Source organism: Pseudomonas sp. PDM13, from assembly GCF_025685765.1.
GTDB classification, from domain to species: domain Bacteria; phylum Pseudomonadota; class Gammaproteobacteria; order Pseudomonadales; family Pseudomonadaceae; genus Metapseudomonas; species Metapseudomonas solani.
In genome coordinates this window covers 19,862-31,865 of record NZ_JAOTQU010000031.1, presented here as the reverse complement: position 1 = coordinate 31,865, position 12,004 = coordinate 19,862, and the positions used below count along the sequence as shown (strand labels likewise).

Here is a 12,004-nt window from a genome sequence, read left to right as displayed (position 1 = left end):
CGATGCGCCTGTGCGTTCAGGCGTCCTGCGCCACCAGCTCCCCGATCAGCGCCAGGCAGTCCGCCAATGCCGGGGAGGTGTCGCCCACGCGGCGGCTGATGATGATCGGCGAGGTGGCGTTGCTTTCCAGCAGGCGCGTGTAGCCGATGTCGTCGCGGTGCTGCAGCTGCACCGAAGCGGGCACCAGGGTGATGCCGATGCCGGCGGCGACCAGGCCGATGGCGGTCTGCAGTTCGTTGGTCCACTGCACGACACGGATTTGCAATCCGTGGGTGGCGAACAGCGCGAGCACATGGTCGGCGTAGCTCGGGCGCGGGTTGCCCGGGTAGAGCACGAAGGGCTCGCGGGCCAGGGCTTCCAGGCTCGCCGGGGCGGCCAGCAGCGGGTGGCCGGCGGGGAGGGCGGCGACCAACGGGTCCAGGGTCAGCACCTGCTGGTGGATGGCCGGATCCTCGATGTGGATGCGGCCGAAGCCGATGTCGATGCGCCCGGCCTTGAGCGCCTCCACCTGCTGCAGGGTGGTCATTTCGTTGAGCCCGAGCTCCAGTTCGGCGTCGCTGCGCAGGCGGCGGATCAGCTCCGGCAGCACGCCGTAGAGGGTCGAGGGGGCGAAGCCGATGCCCAGCCAGGTCTTCTCGCCCTGGCCGATGCGCCGGGTGTTGTCGCAGACCTTGGCCAATTGCTCCAGCAGGGCGCTGGAGTGCTCGTGGAAGAAGCGCCCGGCCTCGGTCAGGCGCAGGGGCCGGCCGCGCTCCAGCAGGGTGACGCCGAGCTCTTCCTCGAGCTGCTGGATCTGCCGGCTCAAGGGTGGCTGGGCGATGTGCAGCCGCTCGGCGGCGCGGGTGAAGTTGAGGGTTTCGGCAAGGGCCTGGAAGTAGCGCAGGTGGCGAAGCTCCATGGGAATCTCTCTGTGCCTGGTTTGATACCTGGTGGGTATCGTGCCAGACAAACTCAATATTGGAAGCCTGGGATTGGCAGATTTACGCTGCGGAACAGTGAAAATAGAACCTGATGGGTATTGAAATGATTTCTACCGCGATCGAGTCCCTCGAAGCGATCATCGTCGACCTGCCGACCATCCGCCCGCACAAGCTGGCGATGCACACCATGCAGAACCAGACCCTGGTGATCCTGCGCATCCGCTGCGCCGACGGCATCGAGGGGATAGGCGAAGCCACCACCATCGGCGGCCTGGCCTACGGCTACGAAAGCCCCGAGAGCATCAAGACCAACCTCGACCGCTACTTCGCGCCGCTGCTGGTCGGCCAGGACGCCAGCAACATCAACGCCGCCATGCAGCGCATCGACCGCGTGGTGAAGGGCAACACCTTCGCCCGCTCGGCGGTGGAAACCGCGCTGCTGGACGCCCAGGGCAAGCGCCTGGGCCTGCCGGTGAGCGAGCTGCTCGGTGGCCGTGTGCGCGACAGCCTGGAAGTGGCCTGGACCCTGGCCAGCGGCGACACCGCCCGCGACATCGCCGAGGGTGAGCACATGCTGGAGGTGCGCCGCCATCGCATCTTCAAGCTGAAGATCGGCGCCAATGAAGTGAACCAGGACCTGCGCCACGTCATCGCCATCAAGAAGGCCCTGGGCGATCGCGCCAGCGTGCGCGTCGACGTCAACCAGTACTGGGACGAAGCCGTGGCCCTGCGTGCCTGCCAGGTATTGGGCGACAACGGCATCGACCTGATCGAGCAGCCCATCTCGCGCAACAACCGCGCCGGCCAGGCGCGCCTCGCCCTGCGCAGCCCGGCACCGATCATGGCGGACGAGTCCATCGAATGCGTCGAGGACGCCTTCAACCTGGCTCGCGAAGGCGCCGCCCCGGTGTTCGCCCTGAAGATTGCCAAGAACGGTGGCCCGCGCGCCGTACTGCGCACCGCCGCCATCGCCGAGGCGGCCGGTATCGGCCTCTACGGCGGCACCATGCTCGAAGGCAGCGTCGGCACCCTGGCCTCGGCCCACGCCTTCATCACCCTGGCCGAGCTGGCCTGGGACACCGAACTGTTCGGCCCGCTGCTGCTGACCGAGGAGATCGTCACCGAGCCGCCGCATTACCAGGACTTCCAGCTGCACGTGCCGCGCCTGCCCGGCCTCGGCCTGACCCTCGACGAGGAGCGCCTGGCGCGCTTCCGCCGTACCTGAACCCTCGCCTGAAGAAGGAGATGCTTCCATGCTGTTCCACGTGAAGATGACCGTGAAGCTGCCGCTCGACATGGACCCGGACAAGGCCGCCAAGCTCAAGGCCGACGAGAAGGAACTGGCCCAGCGCCTGCAGCGCGAGGGCAAGTGGCGCCACCTGTGGCGCATCGCCGGCCACTACGCCAACTACAGCGTGTTCGACCTGGCCAGCGTCGAGGAGCTGCACGACACGCTGATGCAGCTGCCGCTGTTCCCGTACATGGAGATCGAGGTCGACGGGCTTTGCCGCCACCCTTCGTCGATCCACCAGGACGATCGCTGATCGCCGCACCGTCCCAGCTAAGCCCGGCCAATAACTACAAGATGAGGTTCCAACCATGACTGTCAAACTCTCCCAGACCGATAGCGTCCAGCAGTTCTTCAAGGAAGCCAGCGGCTTCACCAACGACCAGGGCAGCCCGCGCATGAAGGCGCTGGTGAACCGCATCCTCCTCGACACCGTGAAGATCATCGAGGACCTGGACGTGACCACCGAGGAATTCTGGAAGGCGGTGGATTACCTCAACCGCCTGGGCAGCCGCCAGGAGGCCGGCCTGCTGGTCGCCGGCCTGGGTGTCGAGCACTACCTCGACCTGCTGCTGGACGCCCAGGACGAAGCCGCCGGCTTCAGCGGCGGCACCCCGCGCACCATCGAGGGCCCGCTCTACGTGGCCGGTGCGCCGCTGTCCGAGGGCGAGGCACGCATGGACGACGGCACCGACCCGGGCACCGTGATGTTCCTCCAGGGCCAGGTGCTGGACACCGACGGCAAGCCGCTGGCCGGCGCCACGGTCGACGTCTGGCACGCCAACACCAACGGCACCTATTCCTACTTCGACAGCACCCAGTCCGAGTTCAACCTGCGCCGGCGCATCGTCACCGACAGCGAAGGCCGCTACCGCGCCCGCAGCATCGTGCCCTCCGGCTACGGCTGCCCGCCGGACGGCCCCACCCAGGAGCTGCTCAACAGCCTGGGCCGCCACGGTAACCGTCCGGCGCACATCCACTTCTTCATCTCCGCCCCCGGCCATCGCCACCTGACCACCCAGATCAATCTCTCGGGCGACCAGTACCTGTGGGACGACTTCGCCTACGCCACCCGTGAAGGCCTGGTGGCCGAGGTGCGCTTCATCGAAGACGCCGCTGCCGCCGACGCCCGTGGCATCGAAGGCCGCTTCGCCGAGATCGACTTCGACTTCCAGCTGCAAGCCGCTGCCAAGCCCAAGGAAGAAGAGCGCCGCGACCGCGTCCGCGCCCTGGAAGCCTGAGGTTCGTAGTCCCGGCGGGGAATCACCCGATTTTCCCCGCTGTTTTTAACCACGCCGGTGGTCATGCCGGCGTGGTTTTTTTGTGCCGGCGATGGGCCTTTCGCGGCTGAAGCCGCTCCCACAGAGCGCCGCAGCACCGTGCCTTTTAGATCAACGACGATCACCGGGCCGTGGATGACGCTCTTCTCATCCACCAGCGGAGCATGGCTCGGCATCGATGTCGGGCCTGCACGGGGAGGGGGCACGCGGGCCGCTGCGAGGCCCTTGGGCGAATGAATTCGCCCCCACAGAGGGAGGTAGGCAATCCCTTGCACATTCCGAATCCTCGTTGCGCATTCCGCGCAGCCGAGTGCGGGGCGGGCCCCTAGGATCGAGGCTCTTGAACGAGGAGCTTGGCCCATGAATATCAGCGTTATCGGCGGTGGACACGGTTGCTACGCGGCAGCCATCGAGCTGGCGGAGAAGGGGCACCGCGTGTGCCTGTGGCGCCGTGACGGCGCGGCGCTCAAGGAGCTGGCGGCCATCGGCAGCCTGACCGTCAAGGACTACCACGGCACCCGCCAGGTGGCCGTGGGCGGCGAGGGCGCCAGCCTCAGCCTGAGCGACGACCTGGCCGAAGCCGTGGCCTTCGCCGACCTACTGGTGGTGCCGCTGCCGTCCACCACCCACGAAAGCCTGGCGCGGGAAATGGCGCCGTTGCTGCGCGACGGCCAGGTGCTGTTCCTGCCGCCAGGCACCTTCGGCAGCTACCTGTTCGCCAAGGCCATGCACGAGGCCGGCAATGGCGCCGAGGTGGCCTTCGCCGAGACCGGCACCTTGCCCTACCTGGCCCGCAAGCACGGTGCGGCCAATGTGGTGATCAGCGGCTACGCCACACGCCTGCCCACCGGCGTGTTCCCCAGCCGCCTGGCCGAGCCGGCCTTCGCCCTGCTGCGTCAGGCCTACCCGAGCGTCGAGCCCATCGAGGATGGCCTCAGCGGTGCGCTGATGAACGCCGGGCCGATCATCCACCCGCCGCTGATCATGATGAACGCCGGCCCCCTGGAGCACTTCGAGACCTGGGACATCCACAACGAAGGTACCCAGCCGGCCATTCGCCGCGTCACCACTGCGCTGGACGCCGAGCGCATGGCCCTGCGCGAGGCGCTGGGCTATCCGGCGCCGCATTTCCCCCTGGCCGACCACTACAACACCACCGAGGGCGATGAGTGGATGTACGGCCGCGGTGCCCACGGCAAGCTCACCGACAGCGGCGACTGGCGCGAGGACATCGACCTGCAGCGCCACCGCTACATGCTCGAGGACACCCGCCTGGGCCTGTCCTTCCTGGTTTCGGTGGGACGCTGGGCCGGCGTGCCCATGCCCGTCGCCCAGGGCCTGCTGAGCATCGCCTCGGCGGTGGCCGGCTTCGATCTCTATGCCGAGGGTCGCACCCTGGAGCGCCTCGGCCTGGCCGGGTTGAGCCGCGCCGAGATGGTCGAACTGCTGCGCGAGGGCATCCACTGATGGCCGCGCGCATTGCCGTGGTCGGCGCCGGGCGCATGGGCGAAGGCATCGCCCTGGCCTTCATGCACGCCGGGCTGCCGGTGACCCTCATCGACATCAAGGCCCGCGATGACAAGCAGCAGCGGGAGTATTTCGACAAGGTGCGCGCCAGCCTCGCCGGCGAGCTGCAGACCCTGGTGCGCCTCGGCGTGCTCGAACCCGGGCAGGCGGACGAAGCCTTGGCTCGCGTGCGCCTGTGCGACCGCGAGCAGGCGCTGGCCGACCTGGCCTGCGCCGAGCTGGTGTTCGAAGCGGTGCCCGAGGTGCTGGAGGTGAAGCGCGAGTGTTTCGCCTGGCTGAGCCTGCATTGCAGCGGCGACTGCATCATCGCCTCGACCACCTCCACCTTCCTGGTCACCGAGCTGGCCGGGCTGGTCAGCCACCCCGGGCGCTTCGTCAACGCCCACTGGCTCAACCCGGCCTACCTGATCCCGCTGGTGGAGGTGAGCCGCAGCGAAACCACCCGCGGCGAGGTGGTCGAGCGCCTGCTGGCGCTGCTGCGCCAGGTGGGCAAGGTGCCGGTGCTCTGCGCCCCGGCGGCGGGCTACATCGTGCCGCGCATCCAGGCCCTGGCGATGAACGAGGCCGCGCGCATGGTGGAAGAGGGCGTGGCCAGCGCCGAGGACATCGACACCGCGATCCGCGTCGGCTTCGGTCTGCGCTTCTCGGTGCTGGGCCTGCTGGAGTTCATCGACTGGGGCGGCGGCGACATCCTCTATTACGCCTCGCGCTACCTGGCCGGGGCCATCGACCCGCGTTTCGCCTCGCCCCAGGTGATCGCCGACAACATGCACGAGGGCCGCAACGGTTTGCGTGAGGGGCAAGGCTTCTATGACTACGCGGGCGTGGACGTGGAGGCCTACAAGCTGCGCCGCCTCGGCGAATTCACCCGCAAGCTCGACCTGATGGGGCTCGCCCCGCGTTTCAACGGGGCCTTGAGGCAGGCGTGAGCACGTCCCTCGCGGCCCCGGTGCAGGGTGGCGGGCACAGTGCCCGCCGCCATATCTAGATGAACCACGGACCACGAGGTAACGATGCGCCTGTTCGAACTGATCACCTTCACCCTGCGCGTGCGCACCACGGCCGATGCCCTGGCGCGCCTGGAAGAAACCCTGGCCAGCAACGGCCCCGGCTGCACCCTGATGGGCTGCTGGGCCTCGGAGATCGGCCCGTTGAACCAGGTCATCGTGCTGCGCGGCTTCACCGACGAGCAGGCCCGCCAGGCCGAGCGCGAGCGCTACCTGCTGGCGCGGGACGCCTTCGGCATCGAATGCTTCATGACCGACATGAAGGTGGAAAACTACACGCTGTTCCCCTTCCTCGAACCCCTGGCGCCGGGCGCCCATGGGCCTTTCTACGAGCTACGGGTGTACGACCTGATCCCCTCCGGCCTGGCGCCGACCCTGGAAGGCTGGAAGAAGGCCGTCGGCCCGCGCACCGGCGAGGGCTATTCCCAGGTCTACGCGGCCTTCTACGCCACCGACGGTCGCACCCCGCGCTACCTGCACATCTGGCCCTACGCCAGCCTGGAGCAACGCCTCGACGTGCGCACCCGCGCGGTGGCCGATGGCGTGTGGCCGCCGGAAAACTCCGGCCCGCAGCTGCGCGACATGCACTCCACCGCGTGCCTGCCGGCGCGTTTCTCGCCGTTGCGGTGAGGGTTGGCGGTGCTGCGCACCGCTGGGCGAATGAATTCGCCCCTACCTGGTGGGCTGTGGTGTGGGGTTGATACATCGCCTGGTGGATGAAAAGAGCGTCATCCACCCTACACAACGGTCAGCTCCGTAGGGCGGGTGAAACCCGCGAGGTCCTTGTACGGCACATGTCGGGTTGCACCCGACCTACAGCGGCACGATGCGTAGGTTGGCGCCGAGCGTAGCGAGGCCCAACGCAACGATGTCCGGCCTCGCTGCGGGCAATCTCTGTGGGAGCGGCTTCAGCCGCGAAAGATTCGCCGCCGGCACTCGGCTGCGAGTGGTCGGATGCTCCATCGCGAATGAATTCGCTCCCACGGGTTCAGCAACAGCTTCGCGAGCAGAGCTCGCTCCTACGGGGCGTGCCAGGACCTTGGACGGGATTCGTAGGGCGGGTGAAACCCGCGAGGTCCTCGCACGGCGCATGTCGGGTTGCACCCGACCTACAGCGGCACGGTGCGTAGGTTGGCGCCGAGCGTAGCGAGGCCCAACGCAGCGATGCACGGCCTCGCTGCGGGGCCTTCCTTGTGGGAGCGGCTTCAGCCGCGAAAGACCTACCGCCGGCACCGGGCTGCGAATGGGCGGATGCTCCATCGCGAATGAATTCGCTCCCACGATGGAGCAGCGCGCCGGCTGGAATCCTTCAGGCAAAAAAAGCCCCGCGACAGGGGCACCGTCGCGGGGCGAGAGGTCGGCCGGGGGGCGGCCGAGCCAGGAGGAGAGGTTCAGGCCTGGGGCTGCCAGCCGCCGCCGAGGGCCTTGTAGATGGCGACGATGCCGCTGTAGAGCTCCACTTCGGCCTGGGCCTGGGCGTCTTCGGCGGCCAGGCGCTCGCGTTCGGCGTCCAGAAGCACGAGGAAGTCCACGGTGCCTTCGCGGTAGCGCACGGCGGCCTGCTGGGCGGCGGCGCGGGTGGCCTCCGACTGGCGGACCAGGGAGATCAGCCGTTGCTGGCGCTTGGAGTAGTCGCTGAAGGCGTTCTCGGACTCTTCCAGGGCCAGCAGCACCTGCTGCTCGTAACCGGCCAGGGCGCCGTCGGCTTCGGCTTCGGCGCCGCGCAGGCGGGCCCGCACACTGCCGAGGTCGAAGGCGGCCCAGCTGATGGTCGGCGCCACGCCCCAGGCACGGGCGGCGGAGGAGCCGATCTGCGAGCCGCGCCCGGCGGTGAAGCCGAGGAAGCCGGAGAGGCTGACGCGGGGGAACAGGTCCGCGGTGGCCACGCCGACATTGGCGGTGGCGGCGGCCAGCTGGCGTTCGGCGGCGGCGACGTCGGGGCGACGGCGTAGCAGCTCGGCGGGGTCGCCGATGGGCAGTTCCTTGGCGATCACCGGCAGCGGCTTGGCCGAAAGATCGACGCTCAGCTGTTCCGGGCGCTGGCCGAGCAGGGTGGCGATGCGGTTGCGCGAACGCGCCTCGATGGCCTGCAGTTGCGGCAGGGTGGCTTCGGTGGCGGCCAGGCGGCCGTCGGCGCGCAGCACGTCCAGCTCGCTGCCGACACCGGCGTCACGCAGTTGCTCGGTGAGGCCGCGGGATTCCTGCTGGTTCTTCAGGTTTTCGCGGGCGATGCGTTCACGCAGCTGGGCGCCACGCAGGTTGCCGTAGGCGTCCACCAGCTCGGCGATCAGGCTGACCTGCAGCTGTTGCAGCTCGGCCTGGGCGACGCCGATTTCGGCGTCGCTGGCTTCGATCTGGCGCTGGATGCGGCCGAACAGGTCCAGCTCCCAGGCCATGTCCAGGCCCAGGTCGTAGCGCTCGGCGTTGACGCGCTGTTCGGTCTGGCCGGGCTGCTGGCCCTTGCCGACTTCGGCACTGGCGCGGCTGGTGATGGTCGGCAGCTGGTCGTTGCCGACGTCGTCACGGATGGCACGGGCGGCGCGCAGGCGGGCGAAGGCCACGCGCAGCTCGCGGTTCTGTTCGAGGGACTGCTGCACCAGCTGGTTCAGGGTCGGGTCGTCGAACTGTTGCCACCAGAGGGTTTCGAAGCGGGCGCGGTCGTAGTGGCCGGCGTCCGCGGCAGCGAGCCGCGCGGGCTCGCTGTCGGGGGCCTTGTAGTCCGGGCCCACGGCGCAGGCGCTCAAAGCGAGGGCCAGCAGGGCAGGGGCGAAAGCCTTGTTGATCATGCGTGCAGTTCCTTGAGTTTCTGGGCCTTGGCCGCCTTGCGGGCTTCGCCTTTCTCGACGAAGCCGCGGATCAGCACATAGAACACCGGGGTCAGCAGCAGGCCGAAGAAGGTCACGCCGATCATCCCGCTGAACACCGCTACACCCATGGCGTGGCGCATTTCGGCGCCGGCGCCGGAGGAGAGCACCAGGGGTACCACGCCCATGATGAAGGCGATGGAGGTCATCAGGATCGGGCGCAGACGCAGGCGGCAGGCTTCCAGTACCGCGGCCAGGCGGTCGAGGCCTTCTTCCTGTTTCTCCTTGGCGAATTCGACGATGAGGATGGCGTTCTTGCACGCCAGGCCCACCAGGACGATCAAGCCGATCTGGGTGAAGATGTTGTTGTCGCTACCGGCGAGCATCACCCCGACGATGGCCGAGAACAGCACGGTCGGCACGATCAGGATCACCGCCAGCGGCAGGCTCCAGCTTTCGTACTGGGCGGCCAGCACCAGGAAGGCCAGCAGTACGCAGAGCGGGAAGATGAAGATCGCGGTGTTGCCGGCGAGGATCTGCTGGTAGGTCAGGTCCGTCCATTCGTAGGTCATGCCGTTGGGCAGTTCTTCCTTGAGCAGCTTGGCGATCGCTTCCTCGGCCTGGCCGGAGCTGTAGCCCGGGGCGGCGGCGCCGTTGATCTCGGCGGTGATGAAGCCGTTGTAGTGCATCACGCGGTCGGGGCCGGAGGCGTTGTCGACCTTGACGAAGGTGGACAGCGGGATCATCTCGCCACGGTTGTTGCGCACCTTCAGCTGGCCGATCTGCTCGGGTTCGAGGCGGAACGGCTGGTCGGCCTGGACGTTGACCTGGTAGGTACGGCCGAAGCGGTTGAAGTCGTTCGCATACAGCGAGCCGAGGTAGACCTGCATGGTGTCGAAGATGTCGCTGATGGCGACGCCGTGGGTCTTGGCCTTTTCGCGGTCGATGTTGGCATCCACCTGCGGGACGTTGACCTGGTAGCTGGTGAACACCGACATGGGGTTCAGCTCGGGGAGCTGGCGCGCCTTGTTGATGATGTTCTGGGTCTGCTTGTACAGCTCCTCGTAGCCCAGGTTGCCGCGATCCTCCACCTGTAGGCGGAAGCCGCCGATGGTGCCGAGGCCTTGTACGGGCGGCGGCGGGAAGATGGCGATGTAGGCGTCCTGGATACCGGCGAACTCCTTGTTCAGCTCGGCGGCGATGGCACCGGCGGACATGGACGGGTCCTTGCGCTCATCGAAGGGCTTGAGCGGGGTGAACACGATGCCGCTGTTGGGGCTGTTAGTGAAGCCGTTGATGGACAGGCCGGGGAAGGCCACGGTGTTTTCCACGCCCGGGTGCTTGGAGGCGATCTCGGACATGCGCTTGATCACCGCTTCGGTGCGATCCAGGGTCGCGGCGTCGGGCAGTTGGGCGAAGGCCACCAGGTATTGCTTGTCCTGTTGCGGTACGAAGCCGGCCGGGGTGCTGGAGAAGCCCAGGTAGCCGAGCACCAGGATGCCGCCGTAGACCAGCAGGGCCACCGAGCTGCCACGCAGCACGCGGCGTACGGTGCCGACGTAGCCGTTGCCGGCACGCTCGAAGACGCGGTTGAACGGGCCGAACAGCCAGCCACCGAAGAGCTTGTCGAGGATGCGCGAGAAGCGGTCCTTGGGCGCGTGGTGGTCCTTCAGCAGCACGGCGGCCAGCGCCGGCGACAGGGTCAGCGAGTTGAAGGCCGAGATCACCGTGGAGATGGCGATGGTCAGCGCGAACTGCTGGTAGAACTGCCCGGTGAGGCCGGAGATGAAGGCGGTGGGCACGAACACGGCGCAGAGCACGAGGGCGGTGGCGACGATGGGGCCGGTCACTTCCTTCATGGCCTGGCGGGTGGCGTCCACCGGTGACTTGCCGAGGCCGATGTTCCGCTCGACGTTCTCCACCACCACGATGGCGTCGTCCACCACGATGCCGATGGCCAGCACCAGGCCGAACAGCGACAGGGCGTTGAGGGAGAAGCCGAACAGGTGCATGACCGCGAAGGTGCCGATCAGCGAGACCGGTACGGCCACCAGCGGGATGATCGAGGCGCGCCAGGTCTGCAGGAACAGGATCACCACCAGGACCACGAGCACGATGGCTTCGAGCAGGGTGTGGACCACCGCCTCGATGGAGCCGCGCACGAAGATGGTCGGGTCATAGACGATTTCGTAGTCCATGCCCTGGGGGAAGCTCTTCTTCAGCTCGGCCATGCGGCCCCGCACGGAGTCGGAGATCTCGATGGCGTTGGAGCCGGGGCGCTGGAACACCGGGATGGCCACGGCCGGCTGGTTGTTCAGCAGCGAGCGCAGGGCGTACTGGCTGGAGCCCAGTTCGATGCGCGCCACGTCACGCAGGCGGGTGATTTCGCCGTCGTCGCCGGCACGGATGATGATGTTCTCGAACTCTTCCTCGGTGACCAGGCGGCCCTGGGTGTTGATCGAGAGCTGGAAGCTGTTGCCCGCATCGGACGGCGGCGCACCCAGGGCACCGGCCGCCACCTGGCGGTTCTGCTCGCGGATGGCGTTGACCACGTCTGTGGCGGTGAGGTTGCGCGAGGCCACCTTGTTCGGGTCCAGCCAGACGCGCAGGGAGTAGTTGCCCATGCCGAACAGCTGTACGTCGCCCACACCGTCCAGGCGCGCCAGCTCGTCCTTCACGTTGAGCGCGGCGTAGTTGGACAGGTAGAGCATGTCGTAGCGGTTATCCGGCGAGGTCAGGTGCACCACCATGGTCAGGTCCGGGGAGGCCTTGTCCACGGTCACGCCAAGCCGCTGCACTTCGGTGGGCAGGGTGGGCATGGTCCGGGTGACGCGGTTCTGCACCTGCACCTGGGCGTTGTCCAGGTCGGTACCCAGGGCGAAGGTGATGGTCAGGGTCAGCTTGCCGTCGTTGGTGGACTGGGACGACATGTAGAGCATGCCTTCCACGCCGACGATGGCCTGCTCCAGGGGCGAGGCCACGGTCTCACCGATCACCTTGGGGTTGGCGCCGGGGAAGTTGGCGCGCACGACCACGGTGGGCGGAACCACTTCGGGGTATTCGCTGATGGGCAGCTGGAACAGCGAGATGGCGCCGCCGATCAGGATCAGCAGCGACAGCACGGCGGCGAAGATCGGCCGCAGGATGAAGAACTGGGAAAAATTCATGTCGTACTACC

Annotated in this window: 9 protein-coding genes; 6 read left to right on the top strand and 3 right to left on the bottom strand. The window is 67.6% G+C overall.

The genetic code is table 11. The features are described 5' to 3' along the window. Window positions 1-16: 16 nt before the first annotated feature. Window positions 17-898, bottom strand: a complete 882-nt coding sequence (locus tag OEJ36_RS26130) for a LysR family transcriptional regulator (RefSeq protein WP_184489121.1) — start codon at window positions 896-898, stop codon at window positions 17-19. Window positions 899-1,023: 125 nt separating this feature from the next. On the opposite strand from OEJ36_RS26130, the gene OEJ36_RS26125 reads away from it, so the two are divergent. The 6 genes from OEJ36_RS26125 (at window position 1,024) to OEJ36_RS26100 (ending at window position 6,652) form a co-directional block, all read left to right on the top strand. Then, a complete protein-coding gene (locus OEJ36_RS26125; RefSeq protein ID WP_263403992.1) occupies window positions 1,024-2,145 on the top strand; it encodes a muconate cycloisomerase family protein in 1,122 nt (373 codons plus the stop codon). Window positions 2,146-2,173: 28 nt separating this feature from the next. Further along, window positions 2,174-2,464 carry a muconolactone Delta-isomerase gene (gene catC, locus OEJ36_RS26120; protein WP_021217318.1) on the top strand — a complete coding sequence of 97 codons (291 nt, stop codon included), beginning with the start codon at window positions 2,174-2,176 and terminating at the stop codon, window positions 2,462-2,464. A 55-nt stretch (window positions 2,465-2,519) separates the two neighbouring features. After that, entirely contained in the window at window positions 2,520-3,449 is a 930-nt protein-coding gene (catA, locus tag OEJ36_RS26115; protein WP_263403991.1) for a catechol 1,2-dioxygenase, read from the top strand. A gap of 399 nt (window positions 3,450-3,848) precedes the next feature. Further along, window positions 3,849-4,955 (top strand): NAD/NADP-dependent octopine/nopaline dehydrogenase family protein, encoded by a 1,107-nt coding sequence (locus OEJ36_RS26110; protein ID WP_263403990.1) that lies wholly within the window; start codon window positions 3,849-3,851, stop codon window positions 4,953-4,955. Continuing rightward, window positions 4,955-5,944 carry a 3-hydroxybutyryl-CoA dehydrogenase gene (locus OEJ36_RS26105; RefSeq protein ID WP_411861055.1) on the top strand — a complete coding sequence of 330 codons (990 nt, stop codon included), beginning with the start codon at window positions 4,955-4,957 and terminating at the stop codon, window positions 5,942-5,944. The genes OEJ36_RS26110 and OEJ36_RS26105 overlap by 1 nt, the downstream gene beginning before the upstream one ends. Before the next feature lie 84 nt (window positions 5,945-6,028). Further along, entirely contained in the window at window positions 6,029-6,652 is a 624-nt protein-coding gene (locus tag OEJ36_RS26100) for an NIPSNAP family protein (protein ID WP_263403989.1), read from the top strand. 761 nt (window positions 6,653-7,413) lie between these two features. Here OEJ36_RS26100 and OEJ36_RS26095 read toward each other — a convergent pair. Both OEJ36_RS26095 and OEJ36_RS26090 read right to left on the bottom strand, forming a co-directional pair. Then, window positions 7,414-8,808 (bottom strand): efflux transporter outer membrane subunit, encoded by a 1,395-nt coding sequence (locus OEJ36_RS26095; RefSeq protein WP_263403988.1) that lies wholly within the window; start codon window positions 8,806-8,808, stop codon window positions 7,414-7,416. Continuing rightward, complete coding sequence (locus OEJ36_RS26090) at window positions 8,805-11,993, bottom strand: efflux RND transporter permease subunit (RefSeq protein ID WP_263403987.1); 3,189 nt, start codon at window positions 11,991-11,993, stop codon at window positions 8,805-8,807. Before OEJ36_RS26090 ends, OEJ36_RS26095 begins: the two co-directional genes overlap by 4 nt. Window positions 11,994-12,004 lie beyond the last annotated feature (11 nt).

What these genes read in the sequence shown, in the direction of transcription:
- catC (WP_021217318.1), top strand. Translation starts at nt 2,174, where the DNA reads ATGCTGTTCCACGTGAAGATGACCGTGAAGCTGCCGCTCGACATGGAC.
- OEJ36_RS26095 (WP_263403988.1), bottom strand. Translation starts at nt 8,808, where the DNA reads ATGATCAACAAGGCTTTCGCCCCTGCCCTGCTGGCCCTCGCTTTGAGC.
- OEJ36_RS26125 (WP_263403992.1), top strand. Translation starts at nt 1,024, where the DNA reads ATGATTTCTACCGCGATCGAGTCCCTCGAAGCGATCATCGTCGACCTG.
- OEJ36_RS26110 (WP_263403990.1), top strand. Translation starts at nt 3,849, where the DNA reads ATGAATATCAGCGTTATCGGCGGTGGACACGGTTGCTACGCGGCAGCC.
- OEJ36_RS26090 (WP_263403987.1), bottom strand. Translation starts at nt 11,993, where the DNA reads ATGAATTTTTCCCAGTTCTTCATCCTGCGGCCGATCTTCGCCGCCGTG.
- OEJ36_RS26105 (WP_411861055.1), top strand. Translation starts at nt 4,955, where the DNA reads ATGGCCGCGCGCATTGCCGTGGTCGGCGCCGGGCGCATGGGCGAAGGC.
- OEJ36_RS26100 (WP_263403989.1), top strand. Translation starts at nt 6,029, where the DNA reads ATGCGCCTGTTCGAACTGATCACCTTCACCCTGCGCGTGCGCACCACG.
- OEJ36_RS26130 (WP_184489121.1), bottom strand. Translation starts at nt 898, where the DNA reads ATGGAGCTTCGCCACCTGCGCTACTTCCAGGCCCTTGCCGAAACCCTC.
- catA (WP_263403991.1), top strand. Translation starts at nt 2,520, where the DNA reads ATGACTGTCAAACTCTCCCAGACCGATAGCGTCCAGCAGTTCTTCAAG.